Source organism: Archangium lipolyticum, assembly GCF_024623785.1.
Taxonomy (GTDB): Bacteria; Myxococcota; Myxococcia; order Myxococcales; family Myxococcaceae; genus Archangium; species Archangium lipolyticum.
In genome coordinates, this window is the sequence record NZ_JANKBZ010000010.1 from 45525 (window position 1) to 66927 (window position 21403).

Below are 21403 nucleotides of genomic sequence, written 5' to 3' on the forward strand. Positions count from 1 at the left end.
GACTGTTCAGGTCGGGCACCCGGTCAGCCTGAAGAGGCCTCGCGGCCCCCGAGCGGAGCAGGCGCTCAGCGGTTGCAGCAGACGCGGTTGCTCGCGATGTAGGGAGGGGCCTCCGCGTTCAGCAGACACGCGGGGGCCTGGCTTTTGACACCGCCATAGGATGAGCAGTACGCGATCCCCTGGGCGATGGCCGAGTCACACGCATCGTCGTAGGACACATCCGAGGTGCTGGTGAACAACCGGCAGTTGCTCGTCGGAGTCGTGGAGCAGTACTTGTAGGTGCCATCGCATTGCACGTAGGAACCATTGCTGGCGGAGCACGACTCTCCGCTACATGAGATGGTGGTGCCGTTCGAGCACGTCGACGAACAGGTGACCAGGGCGCTCGACGTGCTGCCGGGAGCCTCGGTGTCCACCTCTGCCTCTGTACCTCCACATCCCACGAGTGCCGCGCCCGCGAGGGCAACGGCTGCGAGCCAACCACGCATCATGATGGCGTCCTTTCGGAATCGGGTTCGCGCGGAGCCTAGCGCGACGAATGGCCGCCATTCATGGGGTTCTCAGTGGCAGCCAGGCTGGCCCGAGGAGACTCCCACGGCCCGGTAGATGAGCACCGCCGCGGCCACCAGGGGCACGGCGCGCTTCAACACGAACGCCGCCACGCGCGGCTGCCGCTGCCACAGGCCCGTTTGTAGCTGTGCGCCCAACAGCGCCGGCAGCCCCCCCAGCGCGAACGCCCCCAGCAGCAACGCTCCTCCTCCAGCGGAGCCGCTCGTCAGCGCCGCCGCGTACACCCCGTAGAGCAGGCCGCACGGCAGGAGCGGGGTCACCGCACCCATTGCGCCCGATCTGCTCAAAAGCGAAAACTTTGCGCCCGCCCGGGTGATGGCGCCCGCCAGGTGGGACAGCCCCGGTAGCGGGCGCAACCGCTTCCCCAGCTCCAGCGCCGAGGCCACCAGCGCCGCCGCCATCACCCAGGGCAGCCAGGGCCGCGTCGACACCGCGAGCGCGCGTGTCACCCCTCCGCCCAGCGCCCCCAGCAGCCCTCCCATCAGCGCGTACGCCCCCACGCGCGCACTCTGATAGGCGAGCACCGCGCGCCACCTCTCCGGGCCCTTCACCTGCGGCAATCCCGCGCAGGCCAGCGGCCCGCACATGAGGAGGCAGTGCATGCTGCCGGTGACGCCCACCATCCATGCGCCCGCGGCGCCCGCCGCCACCACGGGGGCCGGAAGGAGCTGTCCGAAGAGGCTCTGGAGAACGGGAAGGACCGAGGTCATGCCCCGGTCCATCGCAATGGGCATGCCGTTCGCAAGGGGGCCGAGCCGATGCCGGCTTCCCCGCCAGTCGAGCGCCTCTCGGCCTCTTGTCGTCACTGTGGCAGCCCCGTTCCCGAGGGCTCGCCGCTGAAGGACTTCTGCTGCGCGGGCTGCGAGGCCGTGCACCGGCTCCTCGTGGACCAGGGTCTCACCCGGTACTACTCGCTGGCCGATGGCAAGACGGCTCCGGCGCCCGAGCCCCGGCAGGACCGGGGCTTCGCCTGGCTGGAGCCGCTCGTGGCCCGCGCCGAGGCCACCACCGGCCCCGTGTGCGCGCTCGAGCTGGACGTGCAGGGAATCCACTGCGCCGCATGCGTCTGGCTGATGAACGAGCTCTTCCGCCGCCAGCCCGGTGGGGCCTCGCTCACCGTCAATCCGGCGCTCGGCAAGGCGCGGCTCGCCTGGCGCAGGGGGGCCTTCGACGTGGCCGGCTTCCTCCGCGCCGTCGAGGGCTTCGGCTACCTCTTCGGACCCGGCCGCAAGAGCTCCGAGTCCGCTTCGCACGACCTGCCCATCCGGCTCGGCATCTGCGCCGCCATCACGATGAACGTGATGCTCTTCTCGGTGAGCTTCTACGTGGGGCTCACCCCGGCCGACGGCGAGGTCTTCTCCCTCTTCAGCCAGCTCAGCCTGTGGCTCTCCACCGCCGTGGTGCTGGTGGGCGGCTGGCCCTTCTTCCGCTCCGCCTGGAAGGGGCTGCGCAGCGGCGTCCTCCACCTGGACCTTCCCATCGCCCTGGGCATCCTGCTCGTCTTCTCCACCTCCCTGGTGAAGGCGCGCGACGGCCGGGGGGACCTCGCCTACTTCGACACGCTCAACACCTTCGTCACCCTGATGCTGGTGGGGCGCTGGTTGCAGCAGCGCGTCCTCGAGCGCAACCGCCGCTTCCTCCTGGAGGATGATGGCGCGGAGGGACTCTTCGCCCGCCGGCAGGAAGGGGACAGGCTCGTCACCGTGCGCGCCGCCGAGCTGCGCGCGGGCGACGTGCTCGTCATCGCCCCGGGCGAGCTGGTGCCCGTGGACGCCGAGCTGCTGGACGCGCGCGCCAGCTTCTCCACCGACTGGGTGACGGGCGAGCCGGACGTGCGCGCGGTGGAGCAGGGTGGGGAAGTGCCCGCCGGTGCCTTCAACGCGGCCCGGGGGGCCGCCCACGTGCGGGCCCGGACGGACTTCCAGGACTCGCCGCTGGTGGCCCTGCTACGCCAGACGCCCTCGGTGCCCGGCCGCGTGCCCGCTCATACGCGCTTCTGGAACGCGGTGTCCCGCCGCTGGGTGCTCTCCGTGCTGCTCGTCTCCTCGCTGGGGCTCGCCCTCTGGCTCCCCCAGGGCCAGGACAAGGCGCTCGAGGTGGCCGTGGCCCTCCTCGTGGTGACGTGCCCGTGCGCCATCGGCATCGCCGTGCCCCTCGCGTACGAGCTCACCCAGACGCGGCTGCGCAGGCTCGGCCTCTTCGTGCGCAGCCAGGATCTGCTGGACCGGCTCCCCCGCGTGCACAAGGTGCTCTTCGACAAGACGGGCACGCTGACACTCGGCCGGATGGAGCTGGTGGACCGCGAGGCCGTGGACGCGCTCGCGCCCGCGCTCCGCGACGTGGCCTTCGACCTGGCCGCGCGCAGCAACCACCCGGTGAGCCGGTGTCTCGCCGCGGCCCTTTCTCGCGCCGGTGCGCGTTTCTCCACCGGCGCTCAGGTGACGGAGCACCCCGGGCAGGGCCTGGAGCTGCTTCGGGCGGACGGTACGTGGCGGCTGGGTGCCCCGGCATGGGCGGCTCCTGGCGCCACGGGGCTGGAGGGAACCGTCCTCTCGCGTGATGGCCAGCCCCTGGCCTCCTTCGCCCTCCGGGAGTCCGTGCGCGCCGACGCGCGCCGGGAGATCCAGACGCTGCGCGAGGCCGGTCACGAGGTGTGGCTCATCTCCGGCGACGCGCCCGCGCGGGTGCGCGCCATGGCCGAGGCGCTGGACGTGCCGGTGGAGCACGCGCTCGGCGGCCAGCGGCCCGAGGACAAGGCGGAGGCGGTGGCGCGCATCGACCAGTCGGACACGCTCTACCTGGGGGACGGCGTCAACGACAGCCTCGCCTTCGAGCGCGCCTTCTGCGCGGGCACGCCCGCCATCGACCGGCCGGTGCTGCCGGGCAAGTCCGATTTCTTCCTCATGGGCGAGGGCCTCTCGGCCATCCGCGAGGCGCTGGTGCTCTCCCTCCGTCTGCGTCAGGTGGTGCGGCGGGTCATCGGCATCTCGCTCGCGTACAACGTGGTGACGGTGGCGGTGTGCCTCGCCGGGCTGATGACGCCCCTGCGCGCGGCCGTGGTCATGCCGCTCAGCTCCCTGTCCCTCATCCTCTTCACCCTCGCGAGCCTGTCGGCCCGCCGCTCGCGTGCGGCCGGTGAGGCGCCGAGGGCCTTGAAGGAGGTGCCCGCGTGAACGTCATCGTCCTCCAGGTCTTCGTCAGCCTCATGCTCGTGGCGGGCTCGGTGCTGCTCTACGCCTTCAGCGTGCGGCACCGCGACTCCGAGCACGCCGACCGCCTGTCCCTGATTCCGCTCGAGGACGACACCGCCCGCCCCAAGCCGGCCGTGTCCTCCGAGCCCAACCCGCGGCAGTGAATTTCCCCGAGGTGCTTTCGTGCAACAGCAACGCATCGTCTATGACGACACCACCACCCGGCGGTTCATCGCCGCCTCGCTGCTCTTCGGCGTGGTGGGCATGCTGGTGGGCTGCATCGCCGCCGCCCAGCTCGCCTGGTGGCAGCTCAACTTCGGCGTCCCGTACCTGACCTTCTCCCGCCTGCGCCCGCTGCACACCAACGCGGTCATCTTCGCGTTCGTGGGCAACATGATGTTCGCCGGCGTCTACTACTCCACCCAGCGCCTGTTGAAGACGCGGATGGCGTCGGACCTGCTCTCGAAGATCCACTTCTGGGGCTGGCAGGCCATCATCGTCGCGGCGGCCATCACGCTGCCGCTCGGCATCTCCACCTCCAAGGAGTACGCCGAGCTCGAGTGGCCCATCGACATCGCCATCACGCTGGTCTGGGTGGTGTTCGCCATCAACTTCTTCTGGACACTGGCGAAGCGCAACGAGAAGAACCTCTATGTCGCCATCTGGTTCTACATCGCCACCATCATCACCGTGGCGGTGCTGCACATCGTCAACAGCCTGGCGCTGCCGCTCAGCCCGCTGAAGAGCTACTCCGTCTTCGCCGGTGTGCAGGATGCCCTGGTGCAGTGGTGGTACGGCCACAACGCGGTCGCCTTCTTCCTGACCACGCCCATCCTGGGCATCATGTATTACTTCCTGCCCAAGGCGGCCGAGCGCCCGGTCTACTCGTACCGGCTGTCCATCATCCACTTCTGGGCCCTGGTGTTCATGTACATCTGGGCCGGCCCGCACCACCTGCTCTACACCGCGCTGCCGGACTGGGCGCAGTCGCTGGGCATGGTGTTCAGCGTGGCGCTGTGGGCCCCGTCCTGGGGCGGCATGCTCAACGGCCTGCTCACCGTGCGCGGCGCCTGGCACAAGCTGCGTGAGGACCCCGTCATCAAGTTCCTCATCGCGGGCCTCACCTTCTACGGCATGGCCACCTTCGAGGGGCCGCTGCTCTCCATCAAGTCGGTGAGCGCGCTCGGCCACTACACGGATTGGATCATCGGTCACGTGCACGGCGGTGCCCTGGGCTGGAACGGCCTCATGGCGGCCGGCATGTTCTACTGGCTGGTGCCCCGGCTGTACGGCACGAAGCTGCACTCGGTGAAGGCGGCCGACCTGCACTTCTGGACGAGCACGGTGGGCATCCTGCTCTACATGGTCGCGATGTGGGCCTCGGGCATCAACCAGGGCCTCATGTGGCGCGCCACCAACCCGGACGGGACGCTGCTCTACCCGAGCTTCGTGGAGACGCTCATCGCCATCCGGCCCATGTACATCGTCCGCTTCCTGGGCGGCTCGCTCTACCTGGCCGGCTTCATCCTGATGGTGTGGAACCTCTGGAAGACGGCCCGCTCCGGCAAGGCCGTGGATGGCGAGACCACCGTGGTGATGGAGGAGCTGGCCCCCGTGCCCGTGGTGCCCGGCAAGCCGGCCTGGGTGGCCGTGGTCACCGGTTGGCCGCTCCTGTTCGCGCTGGCCATCATCGGCCTGAGCATCTTCCTGGGCTGGTCGGGTCCCGTGCGCGCCATCGCCATCATGGGCGCCATGGTGGCCCTGGGCGAGTTCGCTTGGATCGTCGCCCGGCGCAACCGCGAGGCGGGCGGGCCCACCTGGTTCGCCCTCATCGAGGGCCGTCCGCTGGCCTTCACCGTGTTCACGCTGCTGGCCATCCTCATCGGTGGTGTGGCGGAGCTGTTGCCCACCATCCTCATCAAGCAGGCGGTGCCGGCGCACGGCGAAGCCCAGCAGCCGTACTCCCCGCTGGAGCTCCAGGGGCGTGACCTGTACGTGCGCGAGGGCTGCTACGTCTGCCACTCGCAGATGATCCGCCCGTTCCTCGCCGAGGCGCAGCGCTACGGCGACGTGTCCCGCGCCGAGGAGTTCATCTACGACCACCCGTTCCAGTGGGGCAGCAAGCGCACGGGGCCGGATCTGCACCGCGAGGGCGGCAAGTACCCCAACCTCTGGCACTACACGCACCTGATGGATCCGCGCGCCACCAGCCCCGGCTCCAACATGCCTCCGTACCAGTGGCTCGCGGAGAACAAGCTGAACGTGAAGCTGGCACCCAAGAAGCTGGCGCTGATGCAGAAGCTCGGCGTGCCCTACACCAACGCCGACGTCGACGCGGCCGAGGCCCGCCAGAAGGCCCAGGCCGAGGCCATCACCGCGGACCTGGCCAGCCAGGGCGTCCAGGTGGCGTGGGACTCGGAGATGGTGGCCATCATCTCCTACCTGCAGCGGCTCGGCCGCGGGCCCCAGGACATCGCGCCCGCTCCGGGTGGACTCGAGACGGCCTCGGCCGGAGGGACTCCCTGATGTGGAAACAATTCTACGAGGGGATGGACCTCGTCCATCTCCCGCTCTTCACCCTGCTTCTCTTCTTCGCTGTGTTCCTCGGCGTGGCCGCCTGGGTGTTCCTCGGGCGGAGGGGCCGGGACTACGACGCGCTGGCCCGGCTGCCGCTGGCCGAGTCGGGCGCGGTGACTTCCGACCCCCGCGGCGCGAGGACCCACCATGAGCTCGAATGACAAATCGGGCGTTCTCCACGTCTACGACGGCATCGAGGAGATGGACAACCACCTGCCCCGGTGGTGGTTGTTCATCCTCTGGGCCACCCTCATCTTCGGCTTCGGCTATTGGTACTACTACCACGTGACGGGCATGGGCCCGGGCTCGCTGGAGGTGTACAAGGCCGAGGCCGCCGAGGCCGCGCGCCTCGCGGCCTCCAACAAGCCCGTGTCCGACGACACGCTGCTCGCGCTGATGCAGGACTCCCAGTCGGTGGACCTGGGCAAGGCGCAGTTCCAGCAGCAGTGCGCCTCCTGCCACGGTCAGAAGGGCGAGGGCCTCATCGGTCCCAACCTCACGGACACCTTCTGGCTGCATGGCGGCAAGCCGGTGGCCATCCACAAGACGGTGTCCGAGGGCGTGGTGACCAAGGGTATGCCCGCCTGGGAACGCACCCTGGGCGCCGAACGCGTGCGCGCCATCGTCGCGTACGTGCTGACGCTCAAGAACACGAACGTGGCTGGCAAGGCTCCCCAGGGCGAGCCAGAGCAGTAGGGGAGGACCTATGCAGCCACGAGCTCCAGGGCAGGACACCGGGCATCTCTCCTCCATCCGGCCGGATGGCTCGCGCGTGGCCATCCATCCCTCGGATGTGCGTGGCCGCTTCGTCACCCGGCGCCGCATCGTCTACGCGGGGCTGATCGCCTTCTATGCCGTGCTGCCCTTCCTCCGGATGGGAGGCCACCCCGCCGTCCACCTGGACGTGGCCGCGCGCCGCTTCTACCTCTTCGGGAGCACCTTCAACGCGCAGGACTTCTGGCTCGTCCTCTTCCTGCTCACCACCGCGGGCTTCTCCCTGCTCTTCGCCACCGCGTGGCTGGGGCGCGTGTGGTGCGGCTGGGCCTGCCCCCAGACGGTGTTCCTCGAGGGCGTGTACCGGCGGCTCGAACGGTGGATCGACGGCCCTCGCGAGCGCCGGTTGAAGATGGCCGCCGGGCCGTGGACGCCGGACCGAGTGCTGCGCGCGGTGACGAAGCATGGCGCCTTCCTGGGTGTGTCGTGGCTGCTGGCTCACGTGGCGCTGGCGCTCTTCGTCTCCGTCGAGGATCTGGAGACCATGGTGAGGGAGGGCCCGGGCGGGCACGGCGTGCCCTTCACCTGGGCCATGGCCGTCACGGGCGCGCTGTACTTCAACTTCGCCTGGTTCCGCGAGCAGATGTGCGTGGTGGTCTGCCCCTACGGGCGCCTGCAGTCGGCCATGCAGGACAGGGACTCGCTCATCGTCGGCTACGACGCCACCCGCGGCGAGCCCCGGGGCCGGCTGATGAAGGCGAGGCTGGCGGCTCCCGATGCCCCCCGTCAGGGCGACTGCGTGGACTGCCGCAAGTGCGTCACCGCCTGCCCCACCGGCATCGACATCCGCAACGGGTTGCAGATGGACTGCATCGCCTGCACGCAGTGCGTGGACGCCTGTGACGAGGTGATGGAGAAGCTGCGGCGGCCCAAGGGCCTCATCCGCTACGACTCGCTCAACGGCCTGGCGGGCCAGCCGCGCCGCGTCATCCGGCCGCGCCTGTTCATGTATGGCGGGCTCCTGGCGATCTCCGCCATCGCGCTCACGGTGAGCCTGGTGGGCCGTACGCCCTTCGAGGCCAACGTGCTGCGCTTCCCGGGCCTGCCCTACATCCTGGAGGGCTCCACGGTGCGCAACCAGCTGGAGCTGCACCTGGTGAACAAGAATCCCACCGAGTCCACCTTCACCGTGCGGGTCGACAGCCCGGTGCCCGCCTCGGTGGTGCTGCCCCAGCCCCAGGTGAGGCTCGGCTCCCTGGAGGGCCAGCGCGTGCCCGTCTTCCTCACCGTGGAGCGCAACCAGCGCCTCCCCTTCACCTTCCACATCGAGGTCTCCGACCAGGCGTCCGGGCAGGTGAAGCGGCTGGAGGCCCGCTTCCTGGGGCCTCCCTCCCCGGGGCGGTAGTGGGGCCGATGGGTCCCTGAAGCGCAACCATTGCGTCCGGACGCAGCCCTTGCGCCCGGAAACGCTGTCGGGACAGGGGTTTCCGAGGGCTCGGCGCTGGCACGGTGCTTGGAATGGCATGGAGCACCGATGCGCTCGTCCCTGGAAATCCCCACGCCTTCCGAAGAGCTGATGCGGCGTTACGACGTCGCCGGCCCCCGCTACACCAGCTATCCCACCGCCCCGGAGTGGAAGCAGGACTTCGGTACCGAGCACTACGCGGAGCGGCTCGATGTGGCCGGAACTGCTGGCGCCGATGAGCCTCTCTCCCTGTACGTGCACCTGCCCTTCTGCCGCAGCCTCTGCTGGTACTGCGGGTGCAACGTGGTCATCTCCCAGGACCGGAGCGCGGCGGACACCTACATCGACCATGTCCTCCAGGAGCTGGCCCGGGTGGTGGAGCGGCTGGGCCACCGGCGCAAGCTGTCGCAGGTGCACTGGGGCGGTGGCACGCCCACCTTCCTCTCCGAGCGGCAGCTCGAGCGCCTGTGGAGTGGCATCACCCAGCACCTCTCTCCGCTGCCGGACGCGGAGGTGGCCATCGAGGTGCACCCGGCCGTCACCACGCCGGAGCAGCTCTCCCTGCTGAGGGAGCTCGGCTTCAACCGCGTCTCCATGGGGTTGCAGGACTTCGATCCGAAGGTGCAGGAGGTGACCAACCGCCACCAGCCCTTCGAGCAGACGCGGGCCCTGCTGGAGCACGCGCGGAACCTGGGCTTCTCCGGGGTGAACTTCGATCTCATCTACGGGCTGCCGTACCAGAACCCGGAGGGCTGGGAGCGCACGCTGCGGCAGGTGCTGGAGCTGCGGCCGGACCGGCTCGCCGTCTACTCCTTCGCCTTCATCCCGGACGTGCTCAAGCACCAGCGGCGCATGCCGGCCGAGGCCCTGCCGGACGCGCGCACCAAGCTGGGGCTGTTCCGCTCGGCGTGGGCCGCCTTCGTGGAGGCGGGCTACCGGCCCATCGGCATGGACCACTTCGCCGTCCCCGAGGACGAGCTGGCCCGCGCCCAGGAGCGGCGCGCGCTGGGGCGCAACTTCCAGGGCTACACGGTGAAGGCGGCCTCGGACGTGGTGGCGCTCGGCTCCACCGGCATCAGCGACGTGGGCGGGGCCTATGCGCAGAACGTCCGCGCCCTGCCGTACTACTACGAGCGCGTCCGCGAGGGCCGCTTCGCCACCGAGCGTGGCATCCAGCTCACCGAGGACGACCGGCGCCGCCGCGCGCTCATCACCCAGCTCATGTGCAACTTCTGGGTGGACCTGGGCGAGGACGGCACGCGCGACTTCGCGCTGGAATTGGAGCGGCTCCGGCCGCTGGAAGACGATGGGCTGGTGCGCCGGGACGGGAGCCAGCTCGAGGTGACCCCCCTGGGCCGGCTGTTCGTGCGCAACGTGGCGATGGTGTTCGACGCCTACCTGCGCCGGGCCGAGCGGCCCCGCTTCTCCCGGACGGTATGAACATGGACGCCATCGACATCCTGATGAACGAGCATCGCCACATCGAACGCGTCCTGGACGTGCTCGAGCGGGCCGTGGTGCACGGGCGTGGCGGAGGCGATGTCTCCCCGGTGCTCTTCGAGCGGGCCGCGCAATTCCTCCTCACCTTCGTGGATGGCAGCCATGACGCGAAGGAGGGCGAGGTCTTCCAGGCCATCACCTCGCGCGGGTTGCCGCTGGGCGAGGGCGTGATGGCGGCGCTCTCCGCGCAGCACGCCGTGGGGCGCGAGCTGGCCGAGGAGCTGCGCGAGACGGCGCGGGCCGTGACTCGGGGCGAGAAGGAGCCCGAGGACATCTACGTGCTCGCGGATCGCTACGTGCGCCTGGAGCGGGGCCACACGGAGGCGGAGGAGGGGCGGTTCTTTCCGATCGTCCGGCGGCTGCTGCCGGTGGACATGATGGAGCGGGTGCGGGCGAAGTTCGCGCGCATCGAGGCCGCGCACGGGCCGCTGGCCGACGCGGCGGATGCCCTGGAGCTGGCCTTTCCCCTGCCGGCCACCCCCATGCGCCGGATGGGGGGTGGACGCCCACAACCGTGGGGCGGGCGGTGAGTGCCATGAAGCGCATCCTGGTGGTGGATGGGGAGCCGGTGGCCGCCGGAGCGCTGTGCGACCTCTTGTTGATGGATGGCTACTCCGCGGTGGGCCTGTGCGAGAGCAAGGAGGCCCTCGAGCGCCTTCGGAACGAGGTCTTCGACGCGATCATCACCGACGTGGAGCTGCCCGGAGGCAATGGGCTGGACGTGGTGCGCACCGCCCGCGAGTCCCGGCCGGACGTGCCGGTGCTGGTGGTGACGGGGCTCGTGAGCTCGCTGGCCTCCACGGCCGCCCTTTCATTGGGCGTGTACCGGGTGCTGGGCAAGCCCCTGCGCTACGAGACGCTCATCTCCGAGCTGCGGACCTGCATCCAGGGCCGTTGAGGGCTCGTCCATTCGAGATCTTGGTCTCTAGGAGTGTGAGAGCATCGCGAGGCCGAGCGTCTCCCGCTCCAAAGACAGCCGGTAAGTCAGAGGTCGCATGTAATGTTCCGCGATGGAGGGGGGGACGGACCCCCGAGTTCGTGGACATATGACTTCTTCTCTTCGTTTTCTGGCGGCTTCCCTTTTGGGGAGCGCTCTCTGTACTGCGGGATGTGGAGTGGCTTTGCCACCGGACGACGGTGGTGCTCAACCCGAGAGTGTGTCCCTGCTGGGACCCGATTCGGGAATCCCAAGTGACTTCGACCTGGACTGCGATGGCTTGTCGGACGAGGAGGAGTATCTCCTGGTCCTCGCGGGCGGGCTGAAGACGCACCCGGGCATGCAGGACACGGATCAGGACGGCATCACGGACGGCGTCGAGATGGGACGCACCTCGAGCGTCGACCCGCGCTGCATCTTCGTGACATTGGCGGATGCGGACCCTTCCACCCAGACCCACCCGGCGGTGGCGGACACGGATGGTGATGGGCGGAAGGAGGGGCAGGAGGACATCAATCGCAACGGTCGTGTGGACCCGGGCGAGACGGACCCGAACGACGCCAACGATTACGGCCAGGTGCCAGATGCCGGCACCCAGCAGGATGGTGGGAGCCAGGTGCCGCCCGACGCGGGCACGGTGCCGGACGCGGGCACGGTGCCGGACGCGGGCACGGTGCCGGACGCGGGCACGGTGCCGGACGCGGGCAATCCAGATGATCCGAGAGCCCCGGGGCGGGACCTGGACTGCGATGGTCTGTCCAATGGGCAGGAGTACTCCAATCTCTACCTGGGTGGGCTGAAGACGCACCCGGTCTCGCGCGACACGGATCAGGACGGTATTCCGGACGGTGTCGAGGTGGGCATCACGGCGAGTGTCGACCCGCGTTGTGCCTCGGTGCCGGCGGACCTGGACCCCGCGAGCCACACGCACCCGGTGGTGGCGGACACGGATGGTGATGGACTGAAGGACGGGCAGGAGGACACCAACCACAACGGCCGGCAGGACCCGGGCGAGACCGATCCCCAGGCGATGGACACGGATGGTGATGGCCTCTCCGACAGGCTCGAGCTCGAGGTCACCCATACCAACCCGCTCACTCGGGACTCCGACGGTGACACCTGCGCGGACGGCGCGGAAGACGCCGACCGCGACGGCAGGGTGGATCCGGGCGAGACGAACCCGAACGATGCCAGCGATTGCGGCCCGAACAGGTACCCCGATGCGGACCTCGACGGGGTGCCGGATTTCATCGAGGACGCCACGGGGACGAACAAGCTGAACCCGGACACGGATGGCGATGGGCTGAAGGACGGTCTCGAGGATCGCAATCACGATGGACGCGTGGGCCCCAACGAGACGGATCCGCGCAAGAAGGACTCCGATTGTGACGGCCTCCTGGACGGTGCGGATCAGGGTGCCTTCCGCGGTGAGGACCTGAACGCCAACGGCACGCGTGAGCCGGCCGTGGAGACGGACCCGACCCGCCCGGATACGGACCTGGACGGCATCCTCGATGGCGTGGAGCGCGGCATTCCCGCCGGGGCGGCGCCCGACTCCACCTGCGGCTACCCCGGTGATGCGGACCCCTCCATCACCACGGACCCCACCAACGCCGACACCGATGCCGATGGCATCCCGGATGGGGCCGAGGACACCAACCAGAATGGCCGCGAGGACCTGGGCGAGCTGGACCCGCGTGACGGCAGCGACGGCGCGTCCAACACGCTGCCCGGTCAGGCCTGTGCGCCCCAGAACCTGCGGCAGGTGACCTTCAAGGATGACAATGGCGGTGATCTCCGCCTGGCGCTCCGGCCCTCCTTCCAGGAGGTGCGGCAGCTCCTCGTGGGCGGCAACGGCCGCGGCTTCATCGGCTATGACGACACCCACAAGGTGGCCTTCATCGCCTACAAGCGTGGGCAGGCGGGTACCTCGACGACGGCGGTGGGGGACGAGGCGTACGTGCGCGGCCAGCTCAGCCCGGCCGTGACGTCGTCCACCGTCACCACCCAGACCTTCACCACCTGGGATGGTCATCCGGCGGTGCTGGCCAACTATGACCAGCTCGCGACCACCAACCTGCGCGACTACGCCAACGCCGTGGCCAACACGCTCGTCGGCTCGGGGGCGGGGGTTCTGTCGGGTGGGGCGGGCGTGAACGGGCCGTACAAGATCCAGGCGCAGTACGTCCACCGTTCCAACCAGAGCGTCGTGGTGGTGCTGGCCATCACCCCCGCCAACCGCTTCGTGGAGCCGGGGCTCTTCGTCATGGGTGACACCGCGAAGGGCTCGGCACTGGCCCAGTTCGGTGACACGGATGCGCAGCAGTGCGAGGTCTTCACCTCGGGCAACGGCGTGACCGACTTCCTCTTCGTGGTGGACGACAGCGGCTCCATGGAGGCGTCCCAGAGCTCGCTGGGTGAAGCCGCCACGGCCGTGGCCAACCGGCTGGCCAACTCCCAGCTCGACTGGCGCATTGGCATGGTGACCACGTCCTACACCCAGACCGGCTATGGCATCCCCAACGCTGGAGTGTTCCGCGGCTTCACCCGCGACATCAATCAATTCAAGGCGTGGCTGCAGAGGAACGCGCCCTGCCCGGACACCACGGCGCTGTGTTGGGTTGGCGTCAGCGGCTCCTCCGACGAGAAGACGCTGGCCAGTGCGCGCGGCGCGGTGGACTACATGGCCAACGCCAGCACCCCCACGGACAAGAAGTATCGTCCGGGTGCGAAGCTGGTGGTCATCATCCTCACCGACGTGCGTGACACGAACGACCTCACCCCCGTCAGCACGTACATCAACTACTTCAAGGGCGCCAACCCCACCGGCCAGCTCATCCAGATGCACGGCATCGTCTGCGACGCGGCCGGTGGCGAGTGCTACCCGGGAGAGCCCGTCAACGACCAGCGGCACGTGGAGGTCATCCAGGCCACGGGCGGCATCATGGGCAGCATCCGCAACAGCACGTCCCTCCAGGCCACCATCAACGCCATCTTCGACAGCGTGATCGCCGCCTCGGGCCACCGCACGCTCAAGGCGCCCATTGGCGCCTCGGTGCGGGTGGCGTTGGAGTCGGTGTTGGATCCCTCGCTGTGCAACGCGAGCGACCTGCCGCGCAGCCGCGTGAACGGCTTCGACGTGGACGGTCTCAGCCGGGCGCTGTCCTTCTATGGCGCGTGCCGTCCCGCCGTGGTGGGCACGACGAAGGGCGCCATTTCCTACCGGTACTGGACCGACCGCACGCCGAACAAGGATGGCTCGCCGCCGCCGTGCTCGACGGACATGGCCTATTACGACCCGAGGGAGCCGGACTTCTGCCGGGGCAGGCTGGCGTGCGACCTGGCGTCGGGCCAGTGCGCGTGCCCCTCCGACTGCGGGGGAGGTGGCTCGCCCGGCAAGGTGTGCAACACCGACCCTGCCGTGTGTGACTTCACCTGTCCCTCGGACTGCAATGGGCAATGCGGCCGCTTCGAGGAGTGCAATCCCAACACGTGTGCCTGTCAGTGCGTGCAGAGCGCCACCTGCCAGCCGGGCATGCGGTTCGACCCGGCGGTGTGCGGCTGTGTCTGTGACACCGCGGCGCTCGGGTGCGGGCCGACGTACCAGGCGGACCCGAACCTGTGCGCCTGTGTCTGCAAGCCGGACTGTGGTGGCTGCGGGACGGGTCAGCAGTGCAACGCGGACTTCTGCCGGTGCGAGGACACGGGTGCCTCCGCCGCGGACGCGAGCGCGTTGACGTGTCTGGACCCGCTCGCCGCCTCCCCGGTGGGGCGGTAGGGAGCGGGTAGGGGCGCCGGAGGCTCTGTTCACCTCCGGCGCCTTCGGGCCGTGCGGCGCACTCCGCGCGACGCCTTCGCTGGTGGCATCCGAACCCCTGCGCTAAGCCTCCGCGCCAGGGGAGGGTGTTCATGACGGAGATGCCTTATCGGACGGCGCTGGTGACGGGCGCCTCCAGCGGTCTGGGCCGGGGTCTGGCGTTGTGGTTCGGCAAGCGCGGCGTGAAGGTGTTCGCCGCCGCGCGGCGCCTCGACAACCTCGAGGCCCTGGCCCGGGAAGCCCGGGTGTCCGGCGCCGACATCGAGCCCGTGGCGCTGGATGTCTCCGAGGCGGAGGCCACGCTCGAGCGCGTCCGTGAGCTGGACGACGCCTGCGGCGGGTTGGATCTGGTGGTGGCCAACGCGGGCGTGGGGGGACAGACCGACGCCCGGAACTTCCCCTGGGAGCACGCGAAGCGGATCATCGACGTGAACGTCACCGGGGCCGTGGCCACGTTGTCCGCGGTGCTGCCGCGGATGGTGGAGCGCAACCGCGGACACCTGGTGGGCGTCTCCAGCCTGGCGAGCTGCCGGGGCCTGCCCCAGAACGCGGCCTATTCGGCCTCCAAGGCCTTCCTCAATACCTTCCTGGAGAGCCTGCGGGTGGATCTCCAGGGCACCCGGGTGCGCGTCACCTGCATCAAGCCCGGCTTCGTGAAGACGGAGATGACGGCGGGCATCCGGCACTTCATGCCCTTCCTCCTGGAGTCGGAGCCGGCCGTGGAGTTGATGGGGCGGGCCATCTCGCGCGGAGCCGCCGAGTATGGCTTTCCCTGGCCCATGGACCGTGCCGTCGGCCTGGCGAAGCTGGTGCCCAACTTCCTCTTCGACGCCGTCGCGAGCCGGGTGCTCTGAGGCGGGCGCTACGTGTCCCGGCGGGGCTGGCCCGCCAACCACTCGCGGAGCACGCCCACCACCAACGCGTGGTCCTCCTCCTGCGGCAGCCCCGACACGGTGATGCTGCCGATGCAGCCCGTCCCCCGCAGCAGCAGGGGGAAGCTGCCCCCGTGGTCCGCGTATTCAGCGGGGTCCAGATGGGGTTTGCCGGCCAGGCTCGTTCCCTTGCTGGCGTAGTAACGGCCCATGTAATACGAGCTGTGCCAGAAGCGGGTCACCATGTTCCGCTTGCGCCGCACCCAGTCGTGGTTGTCGGGGCGGCTGCCGGGGAGCGCGCATTGCAGCACGCAGAGCCCGGCGAGCGTCACGTCCACCACCACGGGAAGGCGCTCGCGCCGCGCGCGCTCGAGCAGCCGCAGTCCCAGGGCGAGCGCGTCCTCGTGGCCCAGGTGGTCGAACTGCAACGCCTCCTCCTCTTCCAACAACTGCTCCAGCAGTCCAGTCATGTCCCTACTCCTTCCGCGCTTCCTCCAACGCCCTGATCATCGCATCCAGCTCGCCGTGGATGGTGTGAAGGGTGGCATGGATGCTGTCCGGCGCGCGCTCCTTCTCCGCGAGGAGCTTCTTGCCCTGTTGCAGGGCCGCCTTCAACGCATGGGCCTGCATCAGCTCCAGGGTCACCTTGATTTTATGGGCATGGAAGGCGAACTTCTCCAGGTTGCCCGTCTCGAGCGCCTCCTGGAACTCGCGCTTGTAGACCTTGTAGCTCTCGAGGGTGATGGTGCTCAGCTCCACCAGGGCCTGACGGTCGCCCGCGGTCAACCGCCTGAACTTCTCGAGGCTGAAACCCGGCGGGGGACGCACCGGGTCCACGGCTTGTTCCTGCTGCTCCTCATCGGAGCGGCTGGCCGCGGTGGTTGACGAGGGCCGGAAGCCGTACAAGGTGATTTTCGTGAAGAGCTCCTCCGGCTTGAAGGGCTTCCCGATGAAGTCGGTGAAGCCCGCGGACGCGAGCCGGTCTCCCAGGCTGATCCTGGCGGAAGCGGAGAGCGCGAGGATGGGCAGCCGCTTGAGCCGCTCGGAGGGAAGACTCCGGATGAGCCGGGTGGCTTCGAAGCCATCCAACCCGGGCATCTGCAGGTCCATCAGCACCAGGTCGTAATCGCGCCCGGTGATCTTCTCCAGGGCTTGCCGGCCATCTCCCACCACGTCGAATTCGATGCCCCACTTCCGGAGGAAGCGCGAGAGGACGAACACGTTCACTTCATTGTCTTCCGCCACCAGGATCCTGCGGCCCTGGAGCGACCGTTCGTCCGGAGGGGTCTCCGCCGTGAGCCTCGCTTCCCCTGGTTCCTCTCCAATCATCAGACGCAAGCGGAAGGAGAAGGACGAGCCCCTTCCCGGTGTGCTCTCCACGACCATCCGGGTGCCATACAGCTCCAGCAGCTTCTGGCTGATGGTGAGCCCCAGGCCGGTGCCCCCGTATTTCAGATTGATGTCGTAGCTGGCCTGTGTGAATTCCTCGAAGATGTGGGGCAGGCGCTCGCGCGCGATGCCGATGCCCGTGTCGGTGACCCGGAACTCGAGGGCGGCGGAGTCGGGGAACAGCTCGCCCAGCCGCAGCTCCACCGTGACGGCTCCCTTCTCCGTGAACTTGATGGCGTTGCTCACCAGGTTGGTGAGGATCTGCCCGAGCTTGAGTGGATCTCCGACGACGTAGGCCGGCACCTGCTCGTCGATCTCCACCCGGAGGGGCAGGTTCTTCTCCTCGGCCTTGAGCCCGAGGCCGTAGACGGTGTCGTAGAGCAGCTGGCGGACATCGAAGCTCCGCTCCTCCAGCGTCACCTTGCCCGCGTCCATCTTGTTGAAGTCCAGGACGTTGTTGATCAGGTTCAGCAGGCTCGCGGAAGAGAAGCCCAGGATGCGGACATACTCTTCCTGTTGGGGCGAGAGTTGGGTGTCCCCCAGGAGGTTCGAGATCCCCATGATGGCGTTCAGGGGAGTGCGGATCTCGTGGCTGATCATGGACACGAAATCCGTCTTGGTCTTGATGGCCTCCTCGGCCTTCCGGCGGGCCAGCAGCAACTCCCGCTCGTACTTCTTGCGGTCGACGAGATGGAAGAGGGCGGTCCGGTTCAAGAGGGGTCTGCCGTCCGCGTCCTTCTTCTGGATGGAATTGAGCAGGAACGACAGGGAATGGCCGTCCCTGTGTTTCAGCTCGAGGTTGATTTCATTGACGAAACCCTGCATCCGCAGCAGGGGGGCGTAATACGTCTCGTAGAAGATCTTGCACCCGACGGTCAGCAGATCCTGGAACCGTTTGCCGGAGAGGAGCTCCTCGCGCGAGTAGCCCGTCCAGGTCAGGAATGTCTGGTTGAACCTGATGAAGGTTCCATCTGGACGCGTGGAGACATGACCACAAGGCGCGCTCTCATAAAGCTCCTCGGCGCTCTCCTCCATCAGGCCCTCACAGGAAGGCCCGCATGGCGGAGATGGTGCTGATCGCAGCCGTAACCATGGGCGAAGATCAGCGCCTTCCTACCTTTTCCGAGGAGCTTGACGTTGTTCTTCTCGAGGGCGCTCATGTATCCGAGGGTCTAGTTCCCAGGTACCATTGCGTGGCTGGGAAAACTCTTGGAGAATACCCGGTTCGCGGTGGCGGCTGATGCGGGTGCCGCGCGCGAGTGGGGGCATTGTCCCAAACTGGGCTTTCATCGCCTGGGTCGAAGTCCTCCACGCCCGTTTCCGGGGTGGGGGAGGGGGCGGCCTCCTGTCCCTTGTGCCCCCCGGTGGGCACATCGGCGTTGCGCGGCGCCCCCCTCGGAGCGTAGGGAGTCGCATCTCCCATGTCCGCGACCGCTCAGCTGCTCGAAGCCGTTCGAAAGGAAGCCCGCCCCGGAATCTGGTCCAACGGGGTGAACCTCGCCCGCGCCGGTGCCGTCTCGCTCCAGGCCCAGACCGCGAGTGAAATCGAGCTGAGGGTGAAGACAGCAGGGCGTCCGGTCCCCCTCACGGTCATCCTGTACCCGAGCGACGAGGCCTGGGAGTGCGACTGCCCCGGCCGGGTGGATCCGTGCGAGCACGTGGTGGCGGCCGCCATCTCCATCCAGCAGGCGGAGAAGCAGGACACCCCGATGGAGTCCACCGCGAACAAGTGGTCGCGCGTGGTGTACCGGTTCTCGCGCGTCCCAGGAGGGTTGGAGCTCCACCGCGCGCTCGCCCACGCCGATGGGACCGAGGAGCCCCTGGAGGACACCCTCGCCTCCCTGCTCGCCAGGCCCGCCCAGGCCGCGAAGCTGCAGGTCGAGCAGTCGGACCTCCTCGCGGATCGGCTCCTGGAGCGCCGCACGCGCGGAGCGCTGCCTCCCGAGCGGCTTGACGCACTGCTCCAGGTGCTCCAGCAGGCGCGCAACGTCCTGCTCGACGGGCGGCCCGTCGCCGTCTCGGAGGAGGCCGTCTTCCCGAGGGCGGTCGCCGAGGATCGTGGCGCGCAGCTGGTGGTGACGGTGACGAAGGACCCGCGCGTCACCGAGGTCGTGAGCCCGGGGGTCGCCCTGTGCGGTGATGCGCTGGCGCGCCTGGGGGAGACCTCGATGACCGGGCCGTGGCTGCAGAACCTGCCGATCGTCCGCACCTTCGCGCCCGAGCAGATGGGGGAGATCTCCTCGAAGGTGCTCCCGGATCTGGGCCGCCGCATGCCGGTCGAGGTCCGCAGTCGGCGCCTGCCGCCCATCGACCGCGAGATGAAGCCGCGCATCCTGCTGGAGCTCAACCAGCTGGAGTCGGGGCTGTCCATCCTGCCCACCCTCGTCTACGGGGCGCCGCCGTCGGTGCGCGTCGACAACGGCCGGATGGTCTACCTGCGCGGGGCCGTCCCCCTGCGGGACGAGGCGGCCGAACAGCGGCTCATCCACCAGCTCCGGGACGAGCTGAACCTGGTGCCCGGCCGGCGGGTGACGGTCCAGGGCCAGGAGATGGTGCGCTGGGCGGACAAGCTGCGGCGTTGGCGCGGGGACCTCGCCGGAGACTCGGCGGGCGTGGTGAGCCCGGACGTCAAGCTCCGGCCCTCGCTCCGGGTGGAGTCCTCCACCGGGCCGGGCATCCCCGAGGTGCGCTTCACGCTCGAGTTCCAGGTGGAGGGCGGCAAGGGCGAGGCGCAGTCCGTGGACGCGGCGGCCGTCATCCGCGCGTGGAACGAGGGGCTGGGACTCGTTCCCCTGGAGGGTGGCGGCTGGGCGCCCCTGCCCCGGGCCTGGCTGGACAAGCATGGCCAGCGCGTCGCGGACCTCCTGGCCGCGCGTCAGGCGGATGGCCGGGTCTCCAATCACGCCCTGCCGGAGCTGGGCGCCCTGTGTGAGTCGCTCGAACAGCCGCCTCCGCCGGGACTCGACCGGCTGGCGCCGATGATCGAGGGCTTCGAGAAGCTCCCGCCCCCGGCCCTGCCGGCGGATCTCTCCGCGACGCTGCGCCACTACCAGCAGCAGGGCGTGAGCTGGCTCGGCTTCCTCCGGAGCGCGGGGCTCGGCGGCATCCTCGCCGACGACATGGGCCTCGGAAAGACGCTCCAGACCATCTGTGTGCTGGGGCCTCGTTCGCTCGTCGTCTGCCCCACCAGCGTGCTCCCGAACTGGGCCGCGGAGCTCAAGCGCTTCCGCCCGTCGCTCAAGGTGTGCGTGTACCACGGGCCCGGCCGTGCCCTGGACGAGTCCGCCGATGTGACGCTCACCACGTACTCCATCCTGCGGCTGGACGCGGCCGTGCTCGGGGCCCGCACCTGGGAGGCCGTCGTGCTGGACGAGGCCCAGGCCATCAAGAATCCGGAGAGCCAGGTCTCGCGCTCGGCGTTCGGCCTCAAGGCGAACTTCCGGCTGGCCTTGAGCGGCACGCCGCTCGAGAACCGGTTGGAGGAGCTCTGGAGCCTGATGCACTTCACCAACCCCGGCCTGCTCGGGGGACGGAGGCAGTTCGAGGAGAAGACGGCCCGGCCCATCACCGAGGGCAACGCCGAGGCGGCGGATCGGCTGCGCAAGCGCATCCGGCCCTTCGTCCTGCGGCGCCTCAAGCGGGATGTCGCGCCCGAGCTGCCGCCGCGCACCGAGTCCGTGATGCACGTGTCGCTGGATGAGCGCGAGCGCTCCGTCTACGACGCCGTCATGGCGGCGACCCGCAAGGAAGTGGTCGCGCTGCTCAACGAGGGGGGCAGCGTCCTCAAGGCGCTGGAGGCCCTGCTCCGGCTGCGTCAGGCGGCCTGCCACCCGGCGCTCGTCCCGGGCCAGCAGGCCAACACGTCGTCCAAGGTGCAGACCCTCGTGGAGGCGCTCGGCACCGCCGTGTCGGAGGGGCACAAGGCGCTGGTGTTCTCTCAGTGGACCTCGCTGCTCGATCTGGTCGAGCCGCACTTCAAGGCGGCGGGGATTGCCTTCGAGCGCCTGGATGGGTCCACGCCCAACCGCGGGGAGATCACCACGCGCTTCCAGTCACCCGAGGGCGCGCCGGTGCTGCTGATGTCGCTCAAGGCCGGCGGCACCGGTCTGAACCTCACCGCGGCGGACCACGTGTTCCTGATGGATCCGTGGTGGAACCCGGCGGTGGAGGCCCAGGCGGCGGATCGCGCGCACCGCATCGGTCAGGAGCGTCCGGTGATGGTGTACCGCCTGGTGTCGCAGGGCACGGTGGAGGAGCGCATCCTCGGACTCCAGGAGAAGAAGCGCGCCCTCTTCGAGGCCGCCCTGAGCGAGGCGTCGGCCGCCACGGCCATCACCCGCGAGGACCTGCTCGAGCTCTTCTCCTGAGGGA

The 21403-nt window shown here is 69.1% G+C and carries 16 protein-coding genes; 12 read left to right on the top strand and 4 right to left on the bottom strand.

Going from position 1 to position 21403, the window contains the following annotated elements; all coding sequences use genetic code 11:
- Positions 1–65 precede the first annotated feature (65 nt).
- Both NR810_RS22115 and NR810_RS22120 read right to left on the bottom strand, forming a co-directional pair.
- On the bottom strand, positions 66–491 hold the full coding sequence (locus NR810_RS22115; RefSeq protein WP_257455221.1) for a hypothetical protein: 426 nt from the start codon (positions 489–491) through the stop codon (positions 66–68).
- A 69-nt stretch (positions 492–560) separates the two neighbouring features.
- Positions 561–1280 (bottom strand): sulfite exporter TauE/SafE family protein, encoded by a 720-nt coding sequence (locus tag NR810_RS22120; RefSeq protein WP_257455222.1) that lies wholly within the window; start codon positions 1278–1280, stop codon positions 561–563.
- A gap of 48 nt (positions 1281–1328) precedes the next feature.
- Here NR810_RS22120 and NR810_RS22125 point away from each other — a divergent pair, with 48 nt between their 5' ends.
- The 11 genes from NR810_RS22125 (at position 1329) to NR810_RS22175 (ending at position 15625) form a co-directional block, all read left to right on the top strand.
- On the top strand, positions 1329–3743 hold the full coding sequence (locus NR810_RS22125) for a heavy metal translocating P-type ATPase (protein WP_257455223.1): 2415 nt from the start codon (positions 1329–1331) through the stop codon (positions 3741–3743).
- Entirely contained in the window at positions 3740–3925 is a 186-nt protein-coding gene (locus NR810_RS22130) for a cytochrome oxidase (protein ID WP_257455224.1), read from the top strand. Before NR810_RS22125 ends, NR810_RS22130 begins: the two co-directional genes overlap by 4 nt.
- A gap of 19 nt (positions 3926–3944) precedes the next feature.
- Complete coding sequence (gene ccoN / locus NR810_RS22135; RefSeq protein WP_257455225.1) at positions 3945–6287, top strand: cytochrome-c oxidase, cbb3-type subunit I; 2343 nt, start codon at positions 3945–3947, stop codon at positions 6285–6287.
- Positions 6287–6499, top strand: a complete 213-nt coding sequence (locus NR810_RS22140; protein WP_257455226.1) for a CcoQ/FixQ family Cbb3-type cytochrome c oxidase assembly chaperone — start codon at positions 6287–6289, stop codon at positions 6497–6499. The genes ccoN and NR810_RS22140 overlap by 1 nt, the downstream gene beginning before the upstream one ends.
- Positions 6486–7034: a cbb3-type cytochrome c oxidase N-terminal domain-containing protein gene (locus NR810_RS22145; protein WP_257455227.1), complete on the top strand. Its 549-nt coding sequence runs from the start codon at positions 6486–6488 to the stop codon at positions 7032–7034. Before NR810_RS22140 ends, NR810_RS22145 begins: the two co-directional genes overlap by 14 nt.
- Positions 7035–7044: 10 nt before the next feature.
- Positions 7045–8457 carry a cytochrome c oxidase accessory protein CcoG gene (gene ccoG / locus NR810_RS22150; protein ID WP_257455229.1) on the top strand — a complete coding sequence of 471 codons (1413 nt, stop codon included), beginning with the start codon at positions 7045–7047 and terminating at the stop codon, positions 8455–8457.
- 129 nt (positions 8458–8586) lie between these two features.
- Complete coding sequence (gene hemN, locus NR810_RS22155) at positions 8587–9957, top strand: oxygen-independent coproporphyrinogen III oxidase (protein ID WP_257455230.1); 1371 nt, start codon at positions 8587–8589, stop codon at positions 9955–9957.
- Positions 9958–9959: 2 nt separating this feature from the next.
- Positions 9960–10547, top strand: a complete 588-nt coding sequence (locus tag NR810_RS22160; protein WP_257455231.1) for a hemerythrin domain-containing protein — start codon at positions 9960–9962, stop codon at positions 10545–10547.
- 5 nt (positions 10548–10552) lie between these two features.
- On the top strand, positions 10553–10915 hold the full coding sequence (locus NR810_RS22165) for a response regulator (RefSeq protein WP_257455232.1): 363 nt from the start codon (positions 10553–10555) through the stop codon (positions 10913–10915).
- A 217-nt stretch (positions 10916–11132) separates the two neighbouring features.
- Positions 11133–14732, top strand: coding sequence for an adventurous gliding motility lipoprotein CglD (gene cglD / locus NR810_RS22170; RefSeq protein ID WP_257455233.1), 3600 nt, complete (start codon positions 11133–11135; stop codon positions 14730–14732).
- A gap of 131 nt (positions 14733–14863) precedes the next feature.
- Positions 14864–15625 (top strand): SDR family NAD(P)-dependent oxidoreductase, encoded by a 762-nt coding sequence (locus NR810_RS22175; protein ID WP_257455234.1) that lies wholly within the window; start codon positions 14864–14866, stop codon positions 15623–15625.
- A gap of 8 nt (positions 15626–15633) precedes the next feature.
- On the opposite strand, the gene NR810_RS22180 is transcribed toward NR810_RS22175, so the two are convergent.
- Together NR810_RS22180 and NR810_RS22185 are read right to left on the bottom strand one after the other, a co-directional pair.
- Entirely contained in the window at positions 15634–16113 is a 480-nt protein-coding gene (locus tag NR810_RS22180) for a heme-degrading domain-containing protein (RefSeq protein ID WP_257455235.1), read from the bottom strand.
- A gap of 4 nt (positions 16114–16117) precedes the next feature.
- Positions 16118–18067: a PAS domain-containing hybrid sensor histidine kinase/response regulator gene (locus NR810_RS22185; RefSeq protein WP_257455237.1), complete on the bottom strand. Its 1950-nt coding sequence runs from the start codon at positions 18065–18067 to the stop codon at positions 16118–16120.
- 386 nt (positions 18068–18453) lie between these two features.
- Between NR810_RS22185 and NR810_RS22190 the strand changes: the two genes are divergently transcribed.
- A complete protein-coding gene (locus NR810_RS22190; protein ID WP_257455238.1) occupies positions 18454–21399 on the top strand; it encodes a DEAD/DEAH box helicase in 2946 nt (981 codons plus the stop codon).
- Positions 21400–21403 lie beyond the last annotated feature (4 nt).